Genomic DNA, 26,306 nt, shown 5'->3' on the forward strand with positions numbered 1-26,306 from the left:
AACCCCCATGCCAACCTACAACAAACTAATCCGAAACAAAATCCCAAATATAATAAAATCCAACGGAAAAACACCCACAACAAGAATCCTAAACGAAGATGAATACATAGAGGAACTCTGCAACAAAACCCAAGAAGAACTAACCGAATACCTAGAAGCAACAACAAAAGAACATAAACTCGAAGAACTATCCGACCTACTAGAAATAATAAACGCCCTAGCCGAACACGAAGGTACAACACTAGAAGAAATCAACAACATCCGTAAAAAGAAAGCAGAAGAAAGAGGGGGCTTCTCAGATCGAGTCTTCCTAATTGAAGTAACCGATAACTAGCCCCTCATAAGCCCCTTACAAGCCCCTACCAAGTAATAAATCACTAAGAAAAAACATAACAAAACAAAAACACCAACAAACACCGTAGTAGGAGTCGGAAAATTTTTTGAAATAACACGCCAAAACCCCAGCCCTCCTTCCTATATATAGTACAAAGAGGAAATTTTCATTTTTGAATTAGGACGGGAGGAATTAGGATGGCGGTGTATCGTACTGTGCAGGTGAATTTTTGGCAGGATGATTTTGTTTTGGATTTGACGCCGGAGGAGCGGTATTTTTATGTGTACTTGTTGACTTGTTCGAAGACGACGCAGTGTGGGATTTTTCCTTTTCCGAAGCGGTTAGCGGAGATGGAGACTGGTTATAATCGGGAGACTGTTGATAAGCTTGTGCAGCGCTTCATTGATTATGGGAAGATTCTTTATGATGCGGAGACGCGGGAGTTATTCGTTTTGAATTGGCTTCGCTATAATCCGGTGACGAATACGAATGTGGAGAAGTGTGTGCTTCGTGAGCTTAAGGGTGTGAAGAATAAGGAGTTTGTACATATGTTTCTTCAGAAGTGCGTGGAGGAGGAGCTGAATGTTCCGATGCTTTTAGCGCATTTCGGTATGCCGAGTGATTTAGCTGTGGATGATGTTGATCCAGTTTGCGAGGAGGCAGAGGAAGAAGAGGTTATAGAGGAAGAAGAGGTTATAGAGGAAGAAACGGGAAGTCGTGTGTTTTCTTTTTATGAGCAACATTTCGGTAGTTTGTCTCCGCATACTGTGGAGGAACTGAGTGCATGGATGGAAGATTTGTCAGAGGAGCTTGTGCTGAAGGCTCTTCAAATTGCGTTTGAGAATAATAAGCGGACGGTTGCTTATGTGAAGGGCATTTTGAGAGGCTGGCACGGGAAAGGGTTTACGAAAGTGTGTGAGGTTGAGGCGGATACGGCTAAGTTTAGGAAGAAGGAGTCGTCTGTTAGTACGGGGGAGACGGAGGAGTTTTTGGCGAGGTGTGAGGAGTGGGAGAAGAATGCGCCGTCTGAGGAAGAGTTGCAGCGCTTTTTAGCGGAGCGCGGGTGGCGGCCATGAGTATTCAAAATGTGGAGGCGGAAAAGACGGTGTTAGGTTCTCTACTACTTGATGGAGAGCTTATTAAGGAGTGCCATTTGACGGAGCAGTATTTTTCTCTTTCGGTGCACAAGTCTATATTTCAGTTAATGCGAAAAATGGAAGAAGAGGGGCAACCGATTGATCTTGTGACATTCATTTCTAGGGTAGATCCGAAGTTTTTAGAGGGGATCGGGGGAATGGAGTACTTTATAGGGTTAATGGATGGTGTGCCTACAACTGCCAACTTCTCTTATTATGAGGGGCTTGTTCGAGGTGCCTGGAAAATGTATCAGGCTGGTGTTCTCGGGCACAAGATGGGAGAGCGTCTTATTGTGGAGAAGAGTGAGAAAATTATTGGTGAGACGATTACGGCACTTTGTGAGTTAGAGGAAAAGGACTGTGTATGTGAGTTTGATTTGAAGGATGCGCTAGTTGATTTATATGAAGAGCTTCATCAAGATGCGAAAGAGATTACTGGTATTGAGACTGGTTATATATCGCTGAATAAAATGACGTGCGGATTGCAGGAAGGTGATTTTGTCGTTCTTGGTGCGCGTCCTTCTATGGGGAAGACTGCGTTTGCGGAGATCGGGGAATTACCATTTGAAATTTACGATAACGCAGGCATTTCGGTGCAAGATATTTGGATGCAAACTCGTAAGTTAAAGAGGAAGCACGGTGATAAAAAGATTTTAGTTATTGTAGATTACTTGCAGCTTATTACGGGCGATCCGAAGCATAAGGGCAATCGATTTCAAGAGATTAGTGAAATTTCGCGTAAGCTTAAGCAATTAGCACGTGAATTAAATGTTTGTGTAGTAGCATTGTCGCAATTGTCTCGTTCCGTAGAGTCACGTCAAGATAAGCGACCACTTTTATCTGATTTAAGAGAGACAGGACAAATTGAGCAAGATGCGGATGTCATTATGCTTATGTATCGCGAAGATTATTATGATAAGGAAACGATGCAGAAAGAGATGACGGAGGTTCATGTGGCGAAGCATCGGAATGGACCTGTAGGGAGTTTTAAGTTGCGGTTTTTGAAGGAGTTTGGGCGGTTTGTGGAGGGGAAATAGTGAAAGGAATGGAATATCGCTTTGCGAATAAAATAAAGCATAAGTGTTTCATTTCATTAACTTATGCTTTATTCTTTGATTCTTTAAATATGTTTCTTATTTTCCCATAAAGAAGGATTTTCGCTCTGTCGTAATCCATTGCTGCAAATCATCTTGGCTACGTCGGACAAGTCGATTTACTAACACATCATGCCATACATAATCCTCTAATAGGTATATATGAACCGGATCATCTGTATAAAAAGCAATATTACGCTCTTCAAGTGATGGTCCATAAATCATCTCTTTAGAGTCTATCGATAAAATAAACCAATGTTCTGTAGAGCGAGTTTCTGTATAGGGTGTTATACGATGGGCTTCTAGATTTTTAATGGGATTTTCAACATGCAGGGTAATGCCTTGTATTGTAACTTTATCAGCTACTTCAGATAGATCTTCTTTTAACGCTTCATACATCTCATCCCACATTGAAATGACAATACGTTGTTCTGCTTTTTTTATTAATGCCTGACAATAGCTAATGATTGTTTTATTGTCTTTTAACGTAATCACTCGATTATCCGTTTTTTCCTCGGAAGTTTCTAGTTTTTTTAATGAATCACTGATTCCTTCATAAGTAGACTGCCATTCTGATTGAGCCTTCTGTAAAAAGACTTCAACCGGTAGAGGTGAATAGCGAGTGGTGTCATTTATTTCTTCCTTCATGACAATTCCTTTTTCTACAAGGTTACCCAAAATCTCGTAAATTCGCGCTCTTGGGACACCTGAATCCTTACTCACTTGGTAGGCTGTGACAGGCCCCTGTTTAACAAGCGATACATAAGATTTAGCTTCATATTCATTAAAACCCATTTTTTTAAGCTGTTGCACTATGTAGTCCACTTTTTTCGTCCTCCGATGTTTGCTTTTATCCCGCTTTAACGTGCAGTAAGACCCCCACCTCAAAATTCAGTGGAAGCAAAGAAGTTAGGTGGGGGATCAACTGCACGTAAAAGCCCGATTGGTTCAACTAATAATCAGTAGGGGATGAACAAAACCCCCCACTGATTAAAGTTTCACTTTATATTTCAACGTTACAATAACTGTTTACATTTAGCAAATTATTAGTTACTATTCTAATAGTGACTAAAGAGGAGGTTAATAATATGGATTTTTATTTAGACCCATCCGTATTAATTATTTTGATTGCTTTTGGATTTTTAGCTGCATTTATTGATTCAGTTGTAGGTGGTGGTGGACTCATTGCTTTACCAGCTTTATTATTTACAGGACTGAATCCAGCAAGTGCGGTAGCCACAAATAAGCTAGCATCGACAATGGGGAGTGCAACTAGTAATATTGTGTTTTATCGTTCTGGTAATCTTGATTTGAAATCGGCGTTTAAATTAGTTCCACTCACTTTCATAGGTTCCATAATAGGGGCATGGACCGTTCATTTAATGAACCCAGAACTACTGAAGCCATTGATGCTGATCATGCTTGGTGCGGTTGCTATTTATACGATATTCAAAAAGGATTGGGGTAGTATTTCCACTCATAAGAAATTGTCTGGTCGACACGTCATTATTTTTACTTTTTTTGTTTTTACTATTGGTTTTTATGATGGATTTCTAGGTCCTGGAACAGGTTCGTTTTTAATGTTTTCTCTTTTATTTATTGGGTATGATTTTTTAAAAGCAGCAGGTAATGCGAAGCTTCTTAATTTAGGAAGTAATGTTGGGGCATTGTTGATGTTTATGTATGTAGGGCAAGTAAATTATGCGTATGGTTTTATTATGGGGATTGCTCAAATTGCTGGAGGGATTGTTGGCTCCAAGTTTGCTATAAAAAAAGGAAGCGGGTATGTTCGTGCTCTTTTCATTACAGTAACTTGTTTATTGTTAGCGAAAAATCTGTATGACTATATTCAGTAAGTAATCAAAGAACGTGGAAAAGGTTTGCAGATGACATCAAGTATAAGAAGATACTAAGGAGATAAGGAGATAAGGAGATAAGGAGATAAGGAGATAAGGAGATAAGGAGAAATTCCTTTTAACATTTTTTAGATGCTACCTTGTTTGAAGATAGCATCTAAAAAGAAAATCTAAGTGAAGAGCATGAGAATAATATAAACTCATATTTTACTAGGGTATGTTTATTGATTATAGTGAAATGTTTACTCTATATTCTTCTTATAATTAGGCCGCAACAAACTCTTAAAATCCAACTCAGCAATCAACACACTTACTAATATAAGCGTAGCCCCTAAATATCCTTTCCCAGTAAGTGTTTCACCCGTGAAAACGAAAGCAAAGCCTGCGGAAAAGACAGGTTCTAATGAGAAGATAAGGCCTGTATGTGTGGGCGTCGTGTATTGCTGGGCGATAACTTGCACGATGAATGCGACTGCTGTGCAAAATATGCTTAAAGCTAAGATGATGAGCCATGAGTTGGTTGTGCTAGGCAGTTTTGGCGTTTCTATAATGAATGAAAAAATAAGACTAAATAGACCGACAAAACCGAGTTGCACTACTCCAAGTGCAATGGAATTTACATGTTTCGTTACGCTTCCAGTAATGATGACGTGGATCGCATAAAATAGGGCAGACAGTATGCAAAATATATCGCCGTTACCGATTTTGAATTCGCTCGTTAATGTTAATAAGCCGATTCCTATTATCGTTAAAATGATTCCTACTATAACTTTCTTTTCAGGAATGTGTTTTAAAAATATAGCTGATAATATCGGAATGAAAATGACTGTGAGACATAGTAAGAAACCAGCATTAGAAACACTTGTATACTTTGTACCAAACGTCGCGAAAATGTAAACAATAAATAAAACAGAGGCTAATATAAATGCATATTTTACAGTTTTAAAATCGATCTTAAATAAATGTTTGTAAAATATTAAACCTGATAAAAGAAAGGCAATAATAAATCGTAATGCGATTAAATTATATTCTTCTATGCCATCAAGTCCAAGCTTTGTAAGTAGGATGGATGCACCCCAAAAGAATGTAACTAGTAGTAGCATTAAATCCGCTTTTAATTGTAGTTTCATTTCTATTCCCTCGTTATGTATAAAATTTATAATCCCATACCCCTATCCCCATTTTTATTTTAATATTAATTCTGAATATTTGAAATAAAAATTTATCGACGGTTTTTTCTCCATTCAATTATTGAAAGTTCGAATCTGAAGAAGATTGGTATGTGAGTTTCTAAAGTGAATAGAAATAATGGAAAAATAACCCGATTTATCTATTTTATATGGAGAAGTTGGGTTCTTTCGTTTTGGAATAATTATGAGAAAATTTTTAGACATTTCTCATACATTCATCATGTTTCTTTCATCCTCTTCTCACGTCTAAGTTTTACACTCATATGTATCAAAGGTATAAGGGGAGGTAATACATTTTTTACTTATCTCAAAACGAATGATAGATGGTGGTGAGCAGATGAAAAAGAATAAACGTAAAAAATTGCGTTGGTTAAAATGGACTTTGATCCTTCCGTTACTTCTGGTATTACTATTGTTTGGATTACATAGTATGAAGTTCGAAAGGTGGGATCATGAGAAGTATAAGCAAGCGGCGTATACTGTTTCTCACGATAAAGAAGGAGAAGCTTTCGTTACCCAAAAAGAAAAGTTTAATAACTTTGAACGAGATCAGCATCATGACAAACATCATGAAAAAGAATTTGAAGGTGTATTCTTTATACCATTCCTGATAGCGTTTGGATTTGTTCTTTTCGGATGGTTCATGCTTCGTAAGTCTGAAGGGAATATGGTTAAAAAGTGGACAGGCATATTGCTCCTAGTTATTGGTTTATTACCGGTCCTTCCGATGCTTGCATTTGTTGCAGCGATTGTTTGGGCATATAAAAAGTTTAAAGAAAAAAGAACGACAAATGATATAGATTTATACAGCGATTTTCAAGTACAACAAGTAGATATTTTAGATCAATGGGAACGCAATATTCGTAAGGAGGAGAAGTAATAATGGGTATTTTAAAACGTATTAAAAATATTGTGGTAGCGGATGTGCATCAAACGTTAGATAAGGTAGAAAATCCTGTTAGCATGTTGAAGCACTATCTTCGCGAAACAGAACAGCAAATTACGAAAGCTCAAAAAGCACTCGCTCATCAATATTATTTAGAAAAGAAATATGAAGCATTAATTTCAGAAACGGATGCCCTTATTGCGAAGAGAACTCGCCAAGCTGAGCTTGCAGTATCACGCGAAGAAGATCAAATGGCACAGTTAGCCCTGCAAGAAAAAATTGTGAGTGAGAAAAAAGCGGAACTATATCGAAAGCAGTACGAAATAACAAAAGAGCAAACAGCGACGCTTTATGAACAAATTGACAAATTGCAAAAGAAATATGGAGAGTTGCAATATAAAGAACTAGTTCTTGTTTCGCGATTAAATGCGGCGCGAGCGATAAAAGAAAGCAACACGGCAATTGATTCTTTCCATACAGAAAGTACAGCGAAAGGCTTTGCGCGCATTGAATCTTATGTGCAAAAACTAGAAGCAGAAACAGCTGCTAGTAACTATTTTTATAATTTGAAGTCTCCTAATCAACAAGAAGTGTTAGATCAAAATTTGCAAGAAGAAGTACAGCGGGAGTTAGAGAAGTTGAAAGAGAATAAATAGTATGTGCAAAAAGCCCATTTTCATAGGGCTTTTTTTATATGTAAAATTTCATTTGTTTTGTTAACATAATATCTTTACAATCATTTGATGAAATAAAGTTAACTGCGTATTGTGAGGGTGGGTTCCGCAAAAAGAAATAGCTTATAATAACCACCACCCTAAGCGGTAGCAGTTAGGGAAGAGATGTTAGCGCATTATATGCCATTTTATTTGATGTCATACTTATATAGTATTCTACGGAAAATATATCATATTCCTATTTTGTGGTCAATTTGATTACATAATTGAAAAGGTGTAGTCCTATTCCTCTTCAAACTGAAAAATATCCCGATTAATGAGTTGATGGAAGTGTCTATCCATTTCTGCTGCAGGAATTTTTCTTTCGTTTTGAAACCACCACGCACTTAATGAGGTGATTACTCCTGAATAAAATTCCGTTATTAAATCATTTGGCATCGTATGATTTTTACAAAGGCGATTTAGCGCTTCTGTTTCTTGTTTTCTTGTTTCGTGGCTTAAATAATACATGCGGCTATTGAATTGTTCATCGGACATTTGTGCCTCAAATATTTTACAGATTTCTTCATGATGTAGGAATTGTTCCATCACTTGAAATGGTTTACTTATTCGATCTAAGAGCGGTATTTCAGCAATCATTTCGCCATAACGTTTAAATCCAAATGCTAATAGAGCATCTTTATCTTCAAAATGTTTATAAAAAGTTGTTCGGTGTACCATCGCGCGATCGCATATTTGATTAATGGTGATGGAACTATATTTTTGTTTTGGTTGCGTCATTAATTCAAATAAGGAATTCCATAGTAATTTATGTGTACGTCTAATACGTAAATCAAGTTGTTTTTCATTATCGTTCATCTACAATTCTCCTTTTTTGTAGATTAAATATACAATGGATGAAAATTGATTCTCCCTTTTTAATCTACATATGTATATTATATTACATGTGTTCCGGTTTATATAAAGCTTTTGGAGTAAAAAAATAGGAGGAGAATCAATACATGAATATAACAACTAAGAGCCCTGCAAGTGGCAAAGTTGATACTTCTAATATGAAACATACCCCGATTTTAATTGCATTACTTTTGGGGGCAATGGTTGCATTATTAAACGAAACGTTACTTGGTAATGCGCTAACGGTATTAATGAAAGAATTTGGCGTAACAGCTTCAACGATTCAATGGCTTTCTACAGCTTACATGTTAGTAGTTGGTGTTTTAGTCCCGATTACAGCGTTACTTCAGCAATGGCTCACAACGAGACAAATGTTTTTGATCGCTATGGTAACATTTTTAGTCGGTACATTAATTGCGGGATTCGCACCGACATTTTCCATTTTATTAGTCGGCCGTATCGTCCAAGCTGTAGCGACGGGATTAATTACACCGTTATTAATGAATACGATTTTAATCATTTGTCCGCCTGAAAAACGTGGTGCCACAATGGGGTTAATCGCACTTGTAATGATGTCCGCTCCAGCAATTGGTCCTACATTATCTGGAGTAATTGTTGATTCACTCAATTGGCGCTGGTTATTCTACATTGTTATTCCTTTCGTGATCATTTCAATTTTGATTGGAATGAAGTACATTCAAAATGTTTCAGAGTTAACAAGGCCAAAAGTAGATTATCTATCTATCGTTTTATCGACATTAGGATTTGGCGGGCTTGTGTATAGCTTTAGTGCATCGGGTGATTTAGGATGGTCTGATGCGAAAGTGTATGGGACTTTACTTGTTGGGCTTATCTCATTATGTATTTTTGTCGTTCGACAATTGAAAATTGAGAATCCAATTTTAGAATTACGAGCATTTAAAGTTCCGATGTTTACATTATCAGTTGGATTAATTGTCATTGTGATGATGTCGTTATTTTCAACGATGACTTTATTACCGATGTTCCTGCAAACAGTTTTACTCGTGACAGCTTTTAAATCAGGAATTATCATGCTTCCGGGAAGTGTTATTAGCGCCATAATGGGACCAATCGCAGGTAAACTATTTGATAAATTTAGTCCAAAAGTTATTATTGTTCCTGGTATTGTATTAGTAGGGATTGCAATGTTCTTATTTAAAGGCATTACGCCTGACACATCAATGGTACAAATTATTGTCATGCATAGCGTATTAATGGTTGGACTCATGTTTGTCATGACAGCACAAACATACGGTTTAAATCAATTAACACCAGATTTATATCCGCACGGAACAGCACTGTTTAGTACGTTGCAACAAGTAGCTGGCGCAATTGGTACAGCTATCTTTATTTCGAAAATGTCTTCAGGAACAACTAGCTATATGGAAAGCTCCGCAAATCCAATGGATCCAGTAGAGAAGTTAAACGGTTTAACTTCAGGATTCCAAGGTGCATTTACATTGGGGTTAGTCTTTATCATTGTTGCCTTTATCGTATCGTTGTTTTTAAAAGAAGAGAAAAAGGGAGTAGAAGTAAAGGGGGTTTTACAGAACGAAAATTAAGGTTTATCCCGCTTTAATGGGCAGTAAGACTCCCACCTCAAAATGCAGCGAAAGCAAAGAAGTTAGGTGGGGGTCGGGCTGCCCATAAAAGTCCGATTGGTGAGGGCTAATAATCAATGGGGGATGGAGAAAACCCCCACTGATTAAAGTTTCACTTTATATAAAAAAGACATCTTTACGATTTAAGATGTCTTTTTATATTTCTTTCGTAATAATAGTTCAAACAGCCGAGGAAAATGTGGTGTATGTATTGTCTGTTTTTTAGTATGAATAACTATTGAGAATAACGATGTAAAGCTTTACTAATGACTAAAAGGCCGATAATGAGGGATAGTATTCTCATTATAAATTCTGCAACTAATAAGTTGCCCATAGCTGTCGATCCATCATACGTCAACCCTATGATGATAATGGGCGTGATCATGATTATAATTCCAATTACTATTTGAAGAAGTAAATTCACGTTTTTACTCAAGATAATCACCTCCAAAAAATAGTGTAATACAAAATATGGAATTTTTTATTGTACATTTATTATACTGTATCGAGTTAAGGTTATGGTAATGTTTCTAAAATAAAAAGGAGGTGTCACATGGTCAAAAGATGACTCGTGAGACAGCTCCTTTTAAGTAGTAGTAATATCGATCTGGGGGTCACCGATGTAGTGGAAAGGGTAACATGTTGTTAATGTTGGTTTATCTTTTTCTACAATGACAGTTCGATCTTCTGCGTCTGTTATCCAATGTTTGTTAATCCTACATTTCTTCCGTAACATCATACTTTAGCAACTGCCCCTGATCATAAAACCTCTCAAAAATAAGCCCCATTATATAAAAGAATACTAAACCAAAACCAACATGAATAAGTGTAAAGGTAGTGCCAAATGAAGAGAATTCATACACGAGAATCGGCAATTTCGCAGTTGTCCAAACACCTAAGAAAAATACGATGTACCGAATGCTGGCGCCTTTTTGTAATAGGAGTGCTGCAATTGGAAAGGCAACGTAGAGAGGACCAGCTGCAATGCCGCCTAATAATAGAGAGAATAAGATTCCGTATACGCCGGAATTTTCGCCCATATATTTCATGAGCGTTTCTTTCTTCACCCATTGATCAAGTAATCCTACAAATAGTAGTACAGGGGGAAGGAGAAACAACATATCTAAAATACTATTTCCTGTTAATTGTAATGCGCTCCATCCTAAAGATTGATTTATAAAAGTTAATACAATGAGCCCCAGTAGTAAGATGAAAAAGAAACGGTATCTTTTTAGTTCTTTCATACCATCACCATCCAAATGATATAGGAGAATAGGAGAGACATGAGCAAAGCGGATGCATTACGTGCGTAAGCAAAGCTTCGTCCGAATATCTTTTGTTCCATCGGTAAAGTTGTAAGCCCTACTGACATGAGTGTAGACATAAGTGCCGCAACTTGAGGAAGGCCTGCGCCGTGTTGGACTAACGTATTGCCAAGAGGAAATACGACGAAGCTTGGAATAAGTGCAACGGATCCGAGTATTGCTGAATAAACAATGCCGATAAATCTGGATTGCTCCCCAATGATGGAAGAGATGAAAGACGGCGTTAATATAGAAAGCGATAAGCCAACGAAGAGCATGATGGAGAGCATCGCAGGTAGAAGATTGCGAAACATTTTCCACGACTTCATTAGAGCTCTTTTCGTTTTATTGCGGTCCTTCATAAAAGAAACCCCCGTAAGAATAATGGCTAAAGTGTAAAGAATTACGCCATTAATCATGGTCGGAATCCTTTAAGTCCTTATATTTGCCCAGGAAAAAGGATAAGTTCTTCATTTTTTCTTCAATATCTATTTGGAAACCTGCCAATTGTTCCTTTCCAGCAGGGGTAATTTTGTACATCTTTCTCGGTTTGTCTTGATGATCTGTACTTACGTAAGATTCAATTGCACCTTCGTTTTCTAATTTCTTTAGCGTACGATATAAAATGGCGCTATCGATTGGATTAACTGGAAGTTCTTCCTCGCACTTTTGCAATAATTGCCCGCCATAGTTATCACCTTCTGCCAAAAATAACAAAAGAAATGCACCTGTATGTCTTCCTGTATGTTTCATGGATATACCTCCTTGAATGAATTAGAATCAATACTGTTAATGACAGTATACTGTTGTTAACAGTATATGGTGCATGAAGTGCTATGTCAATTTTAAAATGTGCGAGTTTCGAGGATACTATTTTCTAACTATTAACGTTGATAAACTACCAATGCGAAGGGGTTGTACATCAAAAAACACAAAAAAAAGACACTCTCAAGAGTGCCTCTTATTAGCAGCCGAATCCGCCGCCCCAACAGCTAGCTCCTACGATGATTAATAAAATAAATAGTACAACAAGTAAAGCGAATCCGCCGCCGAAACCGCAGCCTCCACCACAACTACCGCCATAGCCCATATTAACTCCTCCTTCCATAAAGACCATTAATTAATGGATTTAATGTACTTTATGTCTTTACGGATAAACTTGAGCAGGTCCTTTTGAAAAATAAAAGATGTTTAGATTTTATGAGAATTGACGACCTTATTTTTGTCACGGGTATTATGCTGATGACATATTGTATTTTATTCTGTGTATTGGGGGAAGGAGGATCTTTATGGCCAATTCTGAAATGATTTTACGATTACTTACGGATTTAAAGATTGAACAGCAAGCTTTAAAAGAACAGCTGGAAAAAATGCAAACAGCTGTGACTATTCTTGAAGAAAAATCAGTGATTGTGGAAGAAAAACCAGCGACTATTGAAGAAAAACCAATGAATATTGAAGAAAAATCAGCTGCTGCAAAGCAAAGAGCTCATTCTGGACGCCCAACATCTTTTCGTGCTTGGAGAGCATCTTCGCAAAAAAATTCATAAAAGTATAAGAAAAGAAGACATCGATTACGATGTCTTCTTTTGCTTGTACAATCCAAATGAAGTTAAGAAGATATATCCATATTGCTTTAAAAATAAGAAGAAAATAACGATTGTCGACTCCTGTTTTAGTATAGCACTTTATAGTGAGGGATTTTATGTAATATTGCATATATACGGATTATATAATTTCAATGGGAGGGTTCATTTCTCATATTTTTTTAGTTTACAAAGAAAAGACACCCATATAAGAGTGTCTTTTCCGATAGTTTGTTTAGTCTTAGCAGAAGCAAGAAGCTCCAACGATGATTAATAAAATGAATAACACAACTAATAATGCAAATCCTCCAGCAAAACCGCAGCCTCCGCCGCAACTACCACCAAATCCCATAATAGTTCCTCCTTTAATAAGAGGGGAAAACAAAGGGTCACTCGTGTTTTTTAACGGATTCCATTTACTTTATGTTTTGACGTATAAACGTGAGCAGGTCCTTTTGAAAATAAAAAAGACACCTTGAGGTGCCTTTTGTCCCATGTATTTCATTCATATTCGTTAGTATAAAATTCTTTTATTAGCTTTATTTCATTTGTATCCGGGTTGAATTTGAATATTTTAATTTTATTCGATTCATCTTTATAGGCAAATGTATTATCACTAACTTGGGTCATATTGCTAATGTTTAAGCTAGAATCACTATCATGATCAGTAATTTCTACAGTTTTCTCACGATCCCAAAACGCAATGACAATGATCAAGATGATAAGGCATATACGTATGTTACGTAGTTCTCTCGATACAGTATTCTCCATTTAATAGTCTCCTTCGTTGTTTAATAGATTTTGTTTATAAAAGAGATAATTATTATGAAAATAAATAAAAAAGACACTTTCAAGTGTCTTTTTTATTTGAGTTATGCGCATTACTTAATAAGACGCTAGTTCCTCATTCCGGATATGAGTAACTATGTAGGGTAATTAAATTATAACATTTTAACCAGTAATGGGTCTATATGGAATTTTATAGATGATTATGTTTGGTTATTCAGAATGATATATGTAGTGAAAGGTATACGTTACCTACAGTAATTGTAAAATATAATGATGTATATAACTAGTCTTGTAATGAATGTAAGCAACAGCTGATCGATTGTTAGTATTTTCTTTGTAAAAAAATATTCAATAATTTATCATTGCAACCGCTTACTCTTTGTGTATAATAAAGGTAAGTTAATAAGTAAAAGGATTGTTACTGTTCGGCAGGCAAAACCTAAATTGATCTAGAGGCTACGGGTGTAGTGTAGCTTTTGGAATCAGTTTAGGTTTTTTTATTACCTTTTGTGACTTTAAGAAGAAGAAGGCGGAACAATATGAGAATCCATAAAATCTTAAATAACAATGTTATTTGTACGATGAAGGATAATGAGACAGAAGTTGTACTTATGGGCAGAGGTTTGGGATTTCAGAAAAAAGTTGGCGATGCGATTGATGAATCTAAGATAGAAAAAACCTTTGTGCTAGAAACAAGAGAATTGTCAGAGAAACTTGCTAGGTTACTTACTGAAATTCCTGTAGAAAATTTAGAGATTACAGAGAGAATTATTCAGTTTGCTAAGACTGTTTTGCCGGGGACTTTAAGTGATTATATTTATCTTACATTAACGGATCACTTAAGTTTCGCCTTAACTCGGCATAAAGAAGGAATGGATCTCAAAAATACTTTGCTTTGGGAGATTAAGAGATTCTATCAGAAAGAGTTTGAAATTGGTCTACAAGCTTTGAACATCATTGAAGAAGAGACTGGGTTTAGACTTTCTGAAGATGAAGCAGGGTCAATTGCACTACATTTCGTGAATGCGCAGCAAGGAGAGCCGGCGATGCAACAAACGGTAGCGATGACGAAAATCGTCCAAGATATTTTAAATGTTGTAAAGTACCACTATAAGATGAACTTAGATGAAAGTTCATTTAATTATAGCCGGTTTGTAACACATTTACGATATTTCGCTCAGCGTTTAATGCAGAAGGAATTGAACTCGGCCGATGATGATTTTTTATACGAGCAAGTAAAAAGTAAGTACGAAGAGGCATATTGTTGTACAGAAAAGATTGAAGCATACTTGCAAAAAGCACATAATAGTCATCTTTCAAAAGATGAAAAAGTGTATGTAACGTTGCACATTCATCGTGTAACAAAACGCAATGAATTATGTAATTGAATAAACGGGATTGTTACTGTTTGGCAGGCAAAACCTAAATTGACTTGTAATGGAGTGATTCGTATGTATCGCACCGTTATGGTTAGTTTAGGTTTTTTCTTTTATAAAAATGGGATGATTGTAGGGAGGGGAAATTACTATGAAGTATGAGCAATTGGCAAAAGACATACTGAAACATGTTGGGGGAAGAGAAAACATAAATAGCGTTGTACATTGTATAACTCGCTTACGATTTCAGTTAAAAGATGAGGGGAAAGCAAATACGGAAGTACTGAAGGGCATGGAAGATATTGTGACTGTTATGAAAAGCGGCGGACAATATCAAGTTGTAATTGGTAACCATGTATCCGACGTGTATAAAGCGGTTATTGTTGCCGGGGGATTTCAAGAAACAGAGGAAGAAAGTGCGAGTGAGAAGAAAAAGAGTAGTCTTATAGATATTCTTTCTAGCATTTTTACTCCTATTTTAGGGGTGTTAGCTGCAACAGGGATGATTAAAGGGTTTAATGCACTATTTGTGGCGTTAGGCTGGTTAAGTACACAGTCAGGAACGTATCAAATATTAAATGCGGTAGGCGATTCGCTATTTTACTTCTTCCCGATCTTCTTAGGATATACAGCAAGTAAGAAATTTGGAGGATCACCATTCATCGGTATGGCAATAGGGGGAGCGTTAGTGTATCCGGCTTTATCCGGTTTAAAAGCAAGTGAGCCATTATATACGCTATTTGCGGGGACGATGTTTGAATCACCAATTCATATTACGTTTTTAGGAATACCAGTTATTTTAATGAATTATGCATCATCAGTTATTCCAATTATTCTTGCTGCTTATTTTGGAGCGAGAGTTGAACAGTCTTTAAAGAAAGTGATTCCGGATGTTGTGAAAACATTTGTACTACCGTTCTTAACGTTACTAATCGTTGTACCAGTTACATTTCTCGTTATTGGCCCAATTGCGACGTGGGCAGGGCAGTTTTTAGGACAGGCGACGCTTTGGGTTTATCATGCAAGCCCATTAGTAGCGGGTGCTTTACTCGGTGCTTTCTGGCAAGTGCTTGTTATATTCGGTCTTCATTGGGGTGTTGTTCCGATTGGCTATAACAATTTAGCAGTAAACGGTGTTGATCCGATATTAGCACTTATATTTGCTGCCTCATTTGCTCAAATTGGAGCGGTGCTTGGTGTTTGGATGAAAACGAAAGACAAGAAATTAAAAACACTTAGCATTCCAGCTTTTATTTCAGGTATTTTCGGCGTTACAGAGCCGGCGATTTATGGTATTACACTTCCTCTTAAAAAGCCGTTTATTATGAGCTGTATCGCTGGAGGAATTGGCGGCGCAATACTTGGCGTATTTGGTACACAAGCTTATATGACAGGCGGACTTGGTATATTTACGCTTCCGACATTTATTAGTCCGAAAGATGGAATTACAGCTGGATTTTGGGGCGCAATTGTTTCAATGGTTGTTTCTTTAGTAGTAGGTTTTATTTTGACTTACTTATTTGGTTTTACGAAAAAGCAAATATCTACAGAAACAGAGGAAACAAGTAATAAAATTGCTGCATCAAGCGATGATGAGGTAATATTTAGTCCTTTCCATGGTGTAGTTATGCCACTTCAAAATATTGACGATGCTGCATTTGCATCAGGTGCGTTAGGAGAAGGAGTTGCGATTGAGCCTTCAGAAGGAAAGTTGTTTTCACCAGTTTCAGGTACGATTTCTGCGCTTTTCCCGACGAATCATGCAGTAGGAATTACATCGGATTCAGGAGCTGAAATTTTAATCCACATTGGGATGGATACTGTGAAATTAAATGGCGAATTTTTCTCTTCTCATATTGAACAAGGAGCGAGAGTAGAAAAAGGGCAATTACTTATTGAGTTTCATATAGCTGAAATTCAAAAGGCGGGTTATATTGTGACAACACCAGTTGTTGTTACAAATTATGATAAATATAGCTTGAAAAAAACAGAAGTAGAAAAGATACAAGCAGGAGATTCCTTACTAAAGTTAGGAGTTAAATAGTAGTACATTTCATACAGGTTCAAACGAAGAAAGGTATTCTTTAAAACTTATAATACCTTTCCTCGTTCATTCTTATATAAAGGAGTTTTTCTATATGTCTAAAGTGATTTTTCCTAAAGGATTTTTATGGGGTGGAGCGACTGCAGCCAATCAAGTTGAAGGCGCATATGTAGAAGACGGAAAAGGATTAACGACGGTTGATTTATTACCAACTGGTGAAAACCGCTGGGACATTATGAAAGGAAATATTCATTCCTTTACACCGGTAGAAGGGGAGTTTTACCCATCACACGAAGCAATTGATTTTTATCATCGTTATAAAGAAGATATCGCTCTATTTGCAGAAATGGGATTTAAAGCGTTACGCGTATCTATTGCTTGGACACGTATTTTCCCAAATGGTGATGATGAAAATCCAAATGAGGCAGGATTACAGTTTTATGATAACGTATTTGATGAACTATTAAAGCACGGTATTGAACCAGTCGTTACGATGGCTCACTTTGATGTGCCTGTTCATTTAGTAGAAAAGTATGGAAGCTGGAGAAGTAGAAAGCTTGTAAACTTCTTCGAGACGTATGCAAAAACGATTTTTAATAGATATAAAGATAAAGTGAAATATTGGATGACATTTAACGAAATTAATATGCTTTTACATTTACCTTTCATGGGAGCAGGTCTAGCCTTTAAAGAAGGCGATAATAAAAAACAAATTCAGTATCAAGCGGCGCATCACCAGCTTGTCGCAAGTGCGTTAGCTGTAAAAGCGTGTCATGAAATCATTCCAGATGCAAAAATCGGTTGTATGCTTGCTGCTGGTGCAACGTATCCATATACATGTAATCCAGATGACATCCAACGCGCGATGGAACAAGACCGTGAATCATTCTTCTTCATTGATGTACAAGCAAGAGGAGCATATCCTGGATACGCAAAACGATTCTTTACAGATAACAATGTAACAATTGAAATGGAAAAAGAAGACGAGGTAATTTTAAAAGAACATACAGTTGATTATATTGGATTTAGCTACTATGCAAGCCGAGCAACAAGTACAGATCCAGAAGTATTAAAAAGTATAACGAGCGGAAATGTATTCGGTTCTGTTGAAAATCCGTATCTTGAAAAATCAGAGTGGGGATGGACGATTGATCCGAAAGGCTTCCGTATTACAGCGAACCAACTTTACGATCGTTACCAAAAACCGTTATTCGTCGTTGAAAATGGTCTCGGTGCAATCGATCAATTAAATGGTGAAGACGAAGTGAATGATGAATACCGTATTGATTACTTGCAAAAGCATATGATTGAAATGTCCGAAGCCATCCAAGATGGAGTAGATATTATCGGGTATACAAGCTGGGGCCCAATTGACCTTGTAAGTGCTTCTACTGGAGAAATGAAAAAACGTTACGGATATATATACGTTGATAAAGATAATGAAGGAAAAGGCTCATTAAACAGATCGAAGAAGAAAAGCTTCGATTGGTATAAAGAAGTAATTGAGACGAATGGTGGGAGCTTGGAGTCTTAAGTATGAAAGGGAGACATCTTAATGGATGTCTTCTTTTTTCGTTGTGAATAAAGTATGGAAATTGATTTCCCTTTACACAAAGATAACGGTATAATATAGTTAAGTTAAGTGAACTTAACTATTAAATAAAACAAAATAACAGCATGGAGGAAGAACGCTATGACGAGAACGTATAAAGAAGTAATTAATGAAATGAACCGAGCCTATAATGAATTCTACATTTTACTATTTCAGGAGTTGAAAGATGAGTACGGTCTTACAGGACAGCAAGAGAGTATGTTATTTCATATTAATTTAAATGAAAACACGACAGCAAATCACATTGCGACTACTTTTAATATATCAAAAAGTGCTGTTAGCCAAGTTTTATCGAAATTAGAAAAACAGAAGATGATTTCGAAACAAGTTAATCCTAACAATAAACGTGAGTATTTCCTTACGCTTGGTCCAAACGGTAGTAAGTATATAGAGCGGTTGTCTGAGTTAGATGATGTATTAATTGAGAAGTATTTTTCTAAAATCGATATCGGTGCTTTAGAACAAATGACGGATACATTAACGAAAATAAATAAAGTGATATTGGAAGAAAAACAGAAGGATCTTGATAGTAATGAGTAAGAACTTAGATGAGGTAATGAGTAGAAAGGAGGAGAAGCGTGTGATGAGTTACATACCAAATATGATGACGATAGCTAATTTTATTTGTGGGATATTGGCCATTTATTCTGTTTTCGTTCAAGATATGTATGGTGCAGTCATGTTCATTATTACAGGTATGGTATTTGATTTGTTTGATGGTATAGTTGCTCGGAAACTGGATGCTGTTTCGGAAATTGGCGGAGAGTTAGATTCATTTGCGGATTTAGTTACCTTTGGTGTGGCGCCGTCTATTCTTGCCTATAGTGTCGCGTTAAAAGATTTGCAGTCTATCGGGATGATATGTGCACTTGCTTATAGTATTTGCGGAATGCTGCGGCTTGCGAGATTTAACACGCAACAAAGCAAACTCCCAACATTTATCGGCATGCCCATTCCATTTGCGGCAATGTGTCTCCTTATTTTATGCCTCCTGAATAATCCAGTTTCCGTGGCGTTTGGCACATGCGTACTCGCTTATTTAATGGTAAGCAAAATCAAATTCCCCCATTTTAAAAAAGATATATCGGAAAGCTTGAAGTCCGAAAGATGGGACTAAAGAGAAAGGTAAGGAACAGAACATGATTCGTATGGCATTAAGATCATTCAACATACAAATGTATTGTTTACTAGGCGTAATGTTATTAGGGTGGCTTGTGACACCTTTTCCAGCCCAGTTTGTAGGGATAAGCATTGGCCTTTTGGTGAGTATGTACTGCGCCTGGATTTTAGGAAGGCGTATTGAAAAGTTTGGGGATAGCATTGTAAAAAAAGAAAAAGCACCGATGCTCGGAATGATAAATCGGTTTGCAGCCGCAATACTCGGCGCGATTATTATGTATGAAATTGAACACCGTGAATTCATGTGGACATTTGCTGCGGGAATTATGGGTGGATATTTCTTGGTTATTATTAATTTGGGGTATTACAGTATGAGGGATGAGAAGGAATAAGGTGCTGTGTAAATAACTAATTTGGATGATTTGAATGTAAAAACCTAAAAACCTAAAAACCTAAAAACCTAAAAACCCTCCTTTATAGAAAGCTTTTTATTACAAAGAAAAGACACCCATATAAGAGTGTCTTTTCCGATAGTTTTTTAGCAGAAGCAAGAAGCTCCAACAATGATCAATAAAATAAACAATACAACTAGTAAAGCAAAGCCGCCGCCACAACCACTACTACAACTACCACCAAATCCCATAATAGTTCCTCCTTTAATAAGAGGGGAAAACAAGGGGTCACTCATGTATTTTAATGGATTCAACTTACTTTATGTTTTTTACACAATAATTGAGCAGGTCCTTTTGAAAATAAAGAAAAGACACCCTAAGGTGCCTTCCTCCGACTTGAACCATCTTAATTTTAATAATATTGGACTCCCGTCCGAATATTATTTTACCATGTTAAGTTGTTTTGGGAAATGTTCCATATCGATAATTGCAATAAACGTTTTAGTTTTGGAATTATGTATCTGTCTAAACGTTGAAATTAATAAAGGAACGATATACGTGAGGGTATTTATGAGTGATTACAATCATACGATTAAAAAGAACCCCATAAATGATAAACCATTCCACTAACAAAAAACACTAATCCTAAAAACAAAACAATTAAAGCAAGTACTCCATTTTGATTATGTTCCATAAAATTAGCTCCTTTTAGAATTATTTTTATCCCGCTTTAATGGGCAGTAAGACCCCCACCTCAAAATTCAGCAAAAGCAAAGAAGTTAGGTGGGGGATCAACTGCTCATAAAAGTCCGATTGGTGAGGGCTGATAATCAGTGGGGGATGAAGAAAACCCCCACTGATTAAAGTTTCACTTTATATACAAAAAAGCCTTTAGTCGTAATTATGGCTAAAGGCTTTGAGCATTATACTTTTTAATTAATAAAATCTTATAAGAAGAATTTATAACGTTTTTTATCGAATTTGGAACTGAAAATGTACTAGCTTGATAATGAAGCCTGGCTATTAGAATTGAAAAATTTTAGTTTTATTATAATTAATAGAAATGAGAGTAGTGTGAATATAAAGCCGCTCCAAATAAGCTGGTGAATACCTAAGTTTGAAATGAACCAGCCCCCAATAGTGGTTCCTAAAGTAATTCCGAGATTTGAGAACGAAACGAATAGACTGTTACCAAATTCAGGTGCTTCTTTAGCTTCACTTATTAACCATGTTTGACCAACAATTAATCCACCAGCATGTACGATTCCCCAAATGAATACTATAAAAATCATTGGAACAAGGTAGGAACCTAAATAATAAACCAATATGTAAACAATAGAATATAGAATAGGGAATGATATTACAGTGTTTATTATGCTTTTTTGCAGAAGACCACCAAATAAATGATTACCTAAAATCATAACTATACCAAATATGAATAGCATGATACTGATGAGAGATCCATTCATGGAAGTTACTTTTGCAAGGTACTCAGCGAAGTAGCTGTATACGGAAAACATGGCTGCAAAAAGGAATGTGACGGTTAAAATATTTAACCATAATCCTGGTTTGCCGAGTATACGAATTTGTTTGCCGAAAGACATTTTTTCTTTAACAGGCATGGAAGGAAGTAGCAGTAGTATTCCAATGAATGCAAGAGTGTTAACGAATGCTCCGAATAAGAAAGCCATTTCGAGTGAAAATTGGTCTGCAAGGTAAGAGGTTAGTGGTACACCTAAAGCAAAGCCAACAGTAATTCCCATGAAAACTTTTGTAACTGCTTGACCGCTCTTTTCTGGAGGGACAAGTTTAGCAGCTGTTACAAGAGCGATTGAAAAGAAGAGTGGATGAAGCGCTGCCGGTAAAATACGAAAAATAAGCATGATTTCAAATTGTGTTGTATAAGCGTAGATTATATTTGAAATAACAAATATGAAAATTGCTGTTAATAAAATTATTTTACGATTAATACTAGAGACGAGCAGAATTAAAAATGGACCAGAAATAGCAACAACTAGTGCAAATATACTTACTAAAAATCCAGCTTGTGTAGTTGAAATTCCGAACTTTTCAGTGATTTGTGGTAATACGCCGACAATACCCATCTCGGTAGTAATAATTCCGAACACACCTATTGCGAGTGTCAGAATAAGTAAAGGATTTACTTTTTTCATTTATAAAACTCTCCATTCGTATCAGTATTTTGAAAGTAAATTCATTAACAAAGAAGCATTATTATAAGCGTGATTGGATGCCAATATTATCTGGAGTATGTAATCCGAAATACAATAACAGATATCTAAATAACTAGATATGATGTGTTAAAAAAAATTCTCCTTTCGATGTTTCTTGCTTTTATAGGCAGTGCAATTTATACAAAAATTATTGGATACCTGTAAAAAAGCAGAATGTGTGAAAGCTAATAATCAATTAGTATGCTGATTGATTATTAGCTTTCATTTTATAATTCGTTTTGGACGTATTCAGAAAACTCTCGTATTGTTTTTTCATTTCGACGATAGTAGGTCCATTTTCCAATTCGGTCAGACTCTAGTAAGCCTGCTTTTTTCATAGTTAATAAATAACTAGAAATAACCGATTGGGCTAAGCCAGTTTTAAGCTGGATATCTCCTACACATACGCCAACTTGAAAGTTAAGGTCTTGTTCTAGATAAGGTTTTTCATCGAAATGGTTTTCTGGATTTTTTAACCATGATAAAATTTGACATCTTGTTTCATTTGACAATGCTTTATAAATTAATAAAGGTTCCATAAGGATATTATATCTACTTTTATAGATTTGTAAATGGGTTTTAGTGATTTTAAGGGAAGAAGGTGCTCTCGATCTGTACCCTAAAAAAGATGATTTCTGTATGCAAACAGGAGTCATTTTCTGTACATTCTATTGATAGCAAGAGTGATTATAGTACGTCATATATTTCTTAATTTCATGTTTTAACTGAACAAACGATTCACATGATTTTATATATGCTTCATCGGTTAAAGTATTACGAGGATTACGTGCAAAAATGATAATATTGTTAAGTTTAAGCATGTTGTTGCCTAGCTATCAATGGCGGATTCCTAAGAAGAGTAATAATAAAACCCAACTGAAGATTTAAGAAAAATTTTATGTTTACCCTACTTTTTATTTTAAAAGTTTTTCCTATCCTATAAACAACAAAGTCATAGATGAAATTGTAAAGTTAGGGGATTCTACATGGATACAGGAGTTTTGATGAGTTATTTGTATACTTATTTTTTTACTATTATGTTTTGTATTGTGTTCCAAATTGGATTTTATTTTAAAGCGAAAAGAACTATATCTATTCGGCATTTTTGGTGGGTGTATGTTTTTCTATTCTACCTTTCGCTAGTGTATAGGGTGACGCAGATCGCGACTGTATGGGATATAAGTAGATATGAAACGTGGATTCGTGTAAGTCAAATCAACTTGACTCTATTTGATACGGTAGGTAGTACTACGTATCTTTTGAACATTGTACTGTTTATGCCGTTAGGTTTTTTATTACCGACTATTTGGCCGCAGTTTAGAAAAATGAAAAACACCGTATGCGCGGGATTCCTTTTTTCATTGGCAATTGAGTTAAATCAACTATTAAATAATAGAATTACGGATATTGATGATTTATTTACGAATACCCTTGGGGCGATAGTTGGGTATGTATTATATAAAATATTATATACAGCATTATTTAAAATGATATGTAAAAGAGAGGGCAAAAAGCTTGATACGAACTCTTCTTTAGTCATAAAATACGAAGCTGTTTTTTGTCTAGTGTGTTCATTTGTAGGTGCGATGTTCATTTATTATCCTGGATACCTGTAAGCTATGATTTCGAGTATAAAAACAATGTGTCGAATAGATCATTAAAGAAGGCTTTTCAAATTTTCCCTAGAATGAACAGTAATGTATAATCTAATTCCTTAATGTAATGGGGAGGCAGTAAAATTTGAACAGGAAAATTTGGTTTGTAGTTACTTGTTTTGCTTTTTTAGTAGCTAGTTATATTGTTATCCAATATTTTATTATGGATGGATTTCAAACAGGGCTTGTAAAAGTGAAGCTTATGTTTGGATCTAAATTAAGTGCGTTCTGGTATATGATGCTATTTATACATATTACAACTAGTATAGTAGCATTAGTGATTGGTCCTTTTACATTATCCACTAGATTTAGAGAAAGGAATATCAACCGTCATCGAATAATTGGGAGAATCTATATGGTTGGTATATTATTAGGAGGCGTTTCTGGACTATACCTATCTTTTTATGCTACGGGAGGATTGGTAGCGAAGCTAGGTTTCGGTTTGTTATCTGTATTTTGGCTAACATCAGCATATCAAGCATTAAATAGAGTTAAGAATAAAAAAATTAAAGACCATCGGAATTGGATGATTAGAAATTATTCTTTAACCTTTGGAGCAGTTACATTAAGAATTTGGCTACCGTTGTTTATCGTTCTATTTGGAATAGAGCGGTTTGAACTTAGTTACGCTATTATTGCTTGGTTAGCGTGGGTACCCAATTTAATTGTTGCAGAATTGTTCATAAGAAAAAGACTTAATAAAGGAAAATACGAGGGAAATGAGGATTTACATTTTTGATGTAAATTTGCTGTCATATTGAGGGCAGAATTTTTTTAATAGCTGAATTTCGTACAAAAATAGGAGGGCCAATTGAAGCCATCCTATTTTTATTTGTATTACCAACTAGCAGTTTCCGTATTTTCCTTCAACCACTTCACCCAATCCGAATCCTCTACCTTAAGCAAACTGAGCGAAACACCTTTCATATCTAAAGAAGTTAGCAGCGTACCAACTTTTACGAATGTAATCTGTAATCCTTCTAGCTCACATAAACGGCGAATGTCATTTGCAAAAATGTATTGTTCCATTAGTGGAGTTGCGCCTAGTCCGTTAATGAGGATGGCGAAGTTGTCGCCTTTTCTCCAGCGATAAATGCTTTTTAGTTTGTTCATTAGTTCGATCGCTAATATTTCAGAAGAGGATAGCGCTTCTTTACGGTAACCTTTTTCTCCGTGAATGCCGACGCCGTAGAAGACTTCATCGTCGTTTAATGTGAATGAAGCTTTTCCTTTCACTGGATCATTCGCAGGTGAAAGGGCGACTCCTAATGTGTGTAAGTTTTTGATGACAGATTGGCCAAGTACTGTTAGTTCTTCTAAAGAGTGACCTTCAAGAGCGGCCGCACCAAGTATTTTTTGAACGAAAACAGTGCCAGCGACGCCGCGTCTTCTTTTATTAAACGAAGCATCATCTTCAATTGAAACGTCGTCATTTACGATGATGTGGTCAATTTTTCTTCCTTCTTCTTTTGCGATTTGTTCTGCCGCTAAAAAGTTTGCTACGTCATCTTTAAAGTTTTTAATGATGAATAAAATACTTTTATCTTTTGGCATGAGGCGAGCTGCTGCAATAATTTGTTCCACTGTAGGCGGAGTGAAGATGCTGCCGTTTACTGCCGCTGTAAGCATTCCTTTTCCTACATAGCCAATATCAGCAGGTTCATGTCCGCTACCACCGCCGCTTATAATAGCGACGTCTTGCTTCAGTTTTTTGATATCTTTTACATAAATGATGTTATTTGTTTCGTCGTAATTTACTTTGTCGTTATGTTCAAAATAAAAGCCATGCAGCATATCTTGAACAATATTTTGTACATCATTCATAATCTTTTTCATTGCTTTTGCCACCCTTTAATTACTTTGCTGATTGTTCTAGTAATAGTAGTAATTGATTGTTTATCATATTTTTCATGAGAGAAGACATAATGGAAGGATCTACTTCGCATTTGCTTTCAATCCAATCTTTAATCGTGCCAACGAAGCCGTGACTATAAAAGGAGGCAATCGTATTTTTTGTCTCATCAGAAAGGCTGAATCCACAGCTTACAGATAATTCATCAATAATTTTCATATATAAGTTTTTCGTATGCTCAAATAAATAGTGATTAAACGAGTTTTGTTCAATGACTTTAAAAGCATTTCGGTAAAATTTTTGATTTTCATAAAAGTAATCAAATAATAAATCGAAAATGTTTTCCCACGTTTCATAGTCAAGAAAGTCGATAATGTTTTCTTTCGTTTCTTCTCTATAAATCCAGCTTAATAGTTCAAATTTATCTTTAAAGTGATAATAAAAAGTTTGCCTACGCATTTGACAGTGTAACATAATATCGCTCACTGATATTTTATGAAACGACTCTGTTTCCATTAAATATTTCAATGAATTTGCGATTATCTTTTTAGAAATTATAGAAGAGGTCATCTGAATCATCCCTAGAATGTTAGTAATATGAAAATCCTATCTATAAATGAGAGCGGTGTCTTTAGACAGATTGTCCATTTTGTCCGT

31 protein-coding genes and 1 pseudogene are annotated in these 26,306 nt (G+C 35.9%); 16 read left to right on the top strand and 16 right to left on the bottom strand.

Going from position 1 to position 26,306, the window contains the following annotated elements; all coding sequences use genetic code 11:
* Positions 1-7 precede the first annotated feature (7 nt).
* The 3 genes from KVT31_RS10055 (at position 8) to KVT31_RS10065 (ending at position 2,507) form a co-directional block, all read left to right on the top strand.
* Positions 8-334 (top strand): nucleoside triphosphate pyrophosphohydrolase, encoded by a 327-nt coding sequence (locus KVT31_RS10055; RefSeq protein ID WP_088095360.1) that lies wholly within the window; start codon positions 8-10, stop codon positions 332-334.
* A 197-nt stretch (positions 335-531) separates the two neighbouring features.
* Positions 532-1,410 carry a DnaD domain-containing protein gene (locus KVT31_RS10060; protein ID WP_088095361.1) on the top strand — a complete coding sequence of 293 codons (879 nt, stop codon included), beginning with the start codon at positions 532-534 and terminating at the stop codon, positions 1,408-1,410.
* Positions 1,407-2,507, top strand: coding sequence for a DnaB-like helicase C-terminal domain-containing protein (locus KVT31_RS10065; RefSeq protein WP_140392367.1), 1,101 nt, complete (start codon positions 1,407-1,409; stop codon positions 2,505-2,507). The genes KVT31_RS10060 and KVT31_RS10065 overlap by 4 nt, the downstream gene beginning before the upstream one ends.
* A gap of 96 nt (positions 2,508-2,603) precedes the next feature.
* On the opposite strand, the gene KVT31_RS10070 is transcribed toward KVT31_RS10065, so the two are convergent.
* Positions 2,604-3,389: a TrmB family transcriptional regulator gene (locus KVT31_RS10070; RefSeq protein ID WP_076535837.1), complete on the bottom strand. Its 786-nt coding sequence runs from the start codon at positions 3,387-3,389 to the stop codon at positions 2,604-2,606.
* A gap of 263 nt (positions 3,390-3,652) precedes the next feature.
* Here KVT31_RS10070 and KVT31_RS10075 point away from each other — a divergent pair, with 263 nt between their 5' ends.
* Positions 3,653-4,420: a TSUP family transporter gene (locus KVT31_RS10075; RefSeq protein WP_088095363.1), complete on the top strand. Its 768-nt coding sequence runs from the start codon at positions 3,653-3,655 to the stop codon at positions 4,418-4,420.
* A gap of 242 nt (positions 4,421-4,662) precedes the next feature.
* Here the strand turns inward: KVT31_RS10075 and KVT31_RS10080 are convergent, their stop codons facing one another.
* Positions 4,663-5,550, bottom strand: a complete 888-nt coding sequence (locus tag KVT31_RS10080) for a DMT family transporter (RefSeq protein WP_053512723.1) — start codon at positions 5,548-5,550, stop codon at positions 4,663-4,665.
* Between the two features lie 397 nt (positions 5,551-5,947).
* Here KVT31_RS10080 and KVT31_RS10085 point away from each other — a divergent pair, with 397 nt between their 5' ends.
* Entirely contained in the window at positions 5,948-6,490 is a 543-nt protein-coding gene (locus KVT31_RS10085; protein WP_088095394.1) for a hypothetical protein, read from the top strand.
* A 2-nt stretch (positions 6,491-6,492) separates the two neighbouring features.
* On the top strand, positions 6,493-7,152 hold the full coding sequence (locus KVT31_RS10090) for a PspA/IM30 family protein (protein WP_088095364.1): 660 nt from the start codon (positions 6,493-6,495) through the stop codon (positions 7,150-7,152).
* Positions 7,153-7,452: 300 nt separating this feature from the next.
* On the opposite strand, the gene KVT31_RS10095 is transcribed toward KVT31_RS10090, so the two are convergent.
* Positions 7,453-8,028, bottom strand: coding sequence for a TetR/AcrR family transcriptional regulator (locus KVT31_RS10095; RefSeq protein ID WP_088095365.1), 576 nt, complete (start codon positions 8,026-8,028; stop codon positions 7,453-7,455).
* A gap of 143 nt (positions 8,029-8,171) precedes the next feature.
* Here KVT31_RS10095 and KVT31_RS10100 point away from each other — a divergent pair, with 143 nt between their 5' ends.
* Entirely contained in the window at positions 8,172-9,647 is a 1,476-nt protein-coding gene (locus KVT31_RS10100; protein WP_088095366.1) for an MDR family MFS transporter, read from the top strand.
* 274 nt (positions 9,648-9,921) lie between these two features.
* Here KVT31_RS10100 and KVT31_RS10105 read toward each other — a convergent pair whose 3' ends face one another.
* The 5 genes from KVT31_RS10105 to KVT31_RS10125 all read right to left on the bottom strand — a co-directional run bounded on the left by KVT31_RS10105 (position 9,922) and on the right by KVT31_RS10125 (position 12,080).
* Positions 9,922-10,122 carry a hypothetical protein gene (locus tag KVT31_RS10105; protein WP_088095367.1) on the bottom strand — a complete coding sequence of 67 codons (201 nt, stop codon included), beginning with the start codon at positions 10,120-10,122 and terminating at the stop codon, positions 9,922-9,924.
* 280 nt (positions 10,123-10,402) lie between these two features.
* A complete protein-coding gene (locus KVT31_RS10110) occupies positions 10,403-10,930 on the bottom strand; it encodes a permease (protein ID WP_140392368.1) in 528 nt (175 codons plus the stop codon).
* Positions 10,927-11,409: a hypothetical protein gene (locus tag KVT31_RS10115; protein ID WP_088095369.1), complete on the bottom strand. Its 483-nt coding sequence runs from the start codon at positions 11,407-11,409 to the stop codon at positions 10,927-10,929. Before KVT31_RS10115 ends, KVT31_RS10110 begins: the two co-directional genes overlap by 4 nt.
* On the bottom strand, positions 11,402-11,743 hold the full coding sequence (locus KVT31_RS10120) for a PadR family transcriptional regulator (protein ID WP_088095370.1): 342 nt from the start codon (positions 11,741-11,743) through the stop codon (positions 11,402-11,404). Before KVT31_RS10120 ends, KVT31_RS10115 begins: the two co-directional genes overlap by 8 nt.
* 211 nt (positions 11,744-11,954) lie before the next feature.
* On the bottom strand, positions 11,955-12,080 hold the full coding sequence (locus KVT31_RS10125; RefSeq protein WP_000540377.1) for a YjcZ family sporulation protein: 126 nt from the start codon (positions 12,078-12,080) through the stop codon (positions 11,955-11,957).
* 199 nt (positions 12,081-12,279) lie between these two features.
* Here KVT31_RS10125 and KVT31_RS10130 point away from each other — a divergent pair, with 199 nt between their 5' ends.
* Positions 12,280-12,540, top strand: a complete 261-nt coding sequence (locus KVT31_RS10130; protein WP_061679467.1) for a hypothetical protein — start codon at positions 12,280-12,282, stop codon at positions 12,538-12,540.
* 277 nt (positions 12,541-12,817) lie between these two features.
* On the opposite strand, the gene KVT31_RS10135 is transcribed toward KVT31_RS10130, so the two are convergent.
* Positions 12,818-12,928 carry a YjcZ family sporulation protein gene (locus KVT31_RS10135; protein WP_000505681.1) on the bottom strand — a complete coding sequence of 37 codons (111 nt, stop codon included), beginning with the start codon at positions 12,926-12,928 and terminating at the stop codon, positions 12,818-12,820.
* 149 nt (positions 12,929-13,077) lie between these two features.
* Positions 13,078-13,347, bottom strand: coding sequence for a YmzC family protein (locus KVT31_RS10140; RefSeq protein ID WP_088095372.1), 270 nt, complete (start codon positions 13,345-13,347; stop codon positions 13,078-13,080).
* Positions 13,348-13,904: 557 nt separating this feature from the next.
* Here KVT31_RS10140 and licT point away from each other — a divergent pair.
* The 6 genes from licT to KVT31_RS10170 all read left to right on the top strand — a co-directional run bounded on the left by licT (position 13,905) and on the right by KVT31_RS10170 (position 19,908).
* A complete protein-coding gene (gene licT, locus KVT31_RS10145) occupies positions 13,905-14,753 on the top strand; it encodes a BglG family transcription antiterminator LicT (RefSeq protein WP_088095373.1) in 849 nt (282 codons plus the stop codon).
* 139 nt (positions 14,754-14,892) lie between these two features.
* Positions 14,893-16,785, top strand: coding sequence for a beta-glucoside-specific PTS transporter subunit IIABC (locus KVT31_RS10150; protein WP_088095374.1), 1,893 nt, complete (start codon positions 14,893-14,895; stop codon positions 16,783-16,785).
* A gap of 94 nt (positions 16,786-16,879) precedes the next feature.
* Positions 16,880-18,319: a 6-phospho-beta-glucosidase gene (locus KVT31_RS10155; RefSeq protein WP_088095375.1), complete on the top strand. Its 1,440-nt coding sequence runs from the start codon at positions 16,880-16,882 to the stop codon at positions 18,317-18,319.
* Between the two features lie 159 nt (positions 18,320-18,478).
* Complete coding sequence (locus KVT31_RS10160; protein WP_088083394.1) at positions 18,479-18,937, top strand: MarR family winged helix-turn-helix transcriptional regulator; 459 nt, start codon at positions 18,479-18,481, stop codon at positions 18,935-18,937.
* Positions 18,930-19,514, top strand: coding sequence for a CDP-diacylglycerol--serine O-phosphatidyltransferase (pssA, locus tag KVT31_RS10165; RefSeq protein WP_016089067.1), 585 nt, complete (start codon positions 18,930-18,932; stop codon positions 19,512-19,514). The genes KVT31_RS10160 and pssA overlap by 8 nt, the downstream gene beginning before the upstream one ends.
* Positions 19,515-19,536: 22 nt before the next feature.
* Positions 19,537-19,908, top strand: a complete 372-nt coding sequence (locus KVT31_RS10170; protein WP_016089066.1) for an ATP synthase subunit I — start codon at positions 19,537-19,539, stop codon at positions 19,906-19,908.
* 146 nt (positions 19,909-20,054) lie between these two features.
* On the opposite strand, the gene KVT31_RS10175 is transcribed toward KVT31_RS10170, so the two are convergent.
* The 4 genes and pseudogenes from KVT31_RS10175 to KVT31_RS10190 all read right to left on the bottom strand — a co-directional run.
* Positions 20,055-20,159 carry a YjcZ family sporulation protein gene (locus tag KVT31_RS10175; RefSeq protein WP_000505689.1) on the bottom strand — a complete coding sequence of 35 codons (105 nt, stop codon included), beginning with the start codon at positions 20,157-20,159 and terminating at the stop codon, positions 20,055-20,057.
* A gap of 747 nt (positions 20,160-20,906) precedes the next feature.
* Positions 20,907-22,082, bottom strand: coding sequence for an MFS transporter (locus tag KVT31_RS10180; RefSeq protein ID WP_078184588.1), 1,176 nt, complete (start codon positions 22,080-22,082; stop codon positions 20,907-20,909).
* A 287-nt stretch (positions 22,083-22,369) separates the two neighbouring features.
* Positions 22,370-22,681 (bottom strand): ArsR/SmtB family transcription factor, encoded by a 312-nt coding sequence (locus tag KVT31_RS10185; protein WP_000433539.1) that lies wholly within the window; start codon positions 22,679-22,681, stop codon positions 22,370-22,372.
* 129 nt (positions 22,682-22,810) lie between these two features.
* Positions 22,811-22,912: pseudogene (locus KVT31_RS10190) on the bottom strand (TetR family transcriptional regulator); the annotation flags it as partial.
* A gap of 216 nt (positions 22,913-23,128) precedes the next feature.
* On the opposite strand from KVT31_RS10190, the gene KVT31_RS10195 reads away from it, so the two are divergent.
* Positions 23,129-23,758, top strand: coding sequence for a VanZ family protein (locus KVT31_RS10195; protein WP_088095376.1), 630 nt, complete (start codon positions 23,129-23,131; stop codon positions 23,756-23,758).
* A 124-nt stretch (positions 23,759-23,882) separates the two neighbouring features.
* Entirely contained in the window at positions 23,883-24,536 is a 654-nt protein-coding gene (locus KVT31_RS10200; protein WP_088095377.1) for a DUF2306 domain-containing protein, read from the top strand.
* 98 nt (positions 24,537-24,634) lie between these two features.
* Here KVT31_RS10200 and dhaQ read toward each other — a convergent pair whose 3' ends face one another.
* Together dhaQ and dhaS are read right to left on the bottom strand one after the other, a co-directional pair.
* Positions 24,635-25,633 (bottom strand): DhaKLM operon coactivator DhaQ, encoded by a 999-nt coding sequence (gene dhaQ, locus KVT31_RS10205; protein ID WP_088095378.1) that lies wholly within the window; start codon positions 25,631-25,633, stop codon positions 24,635-24,637.
* A 19-nt stretch (positions 25,634-25,652) separates the two neighbouring features.
* Positions 25,653-26,219 (bottom strand): dihydroxyacetone kinase transcriptional activator DhaS, encoded by a 567-nt coding sequence (gene dhaS, locus KVT31_RS10210; RefSeq protein WP_000204220.1) that lies wholly within the window; start codon positions 26,217-26,219, stop codon positions 25,653-25,655.
* Positions 26,220-26,306: the final 87 nt, after the last annotated feature.

It is taken from the genome of Bacillus sp. GbtcB14 (genome assembly GCF_019091205.1).
Classification (GTDB): Bacteria; Bacillota; Bacilli; order Bacillales; family Bacillaceae_G; genus Bacillus_A; species Bacillus_A cereus_AG.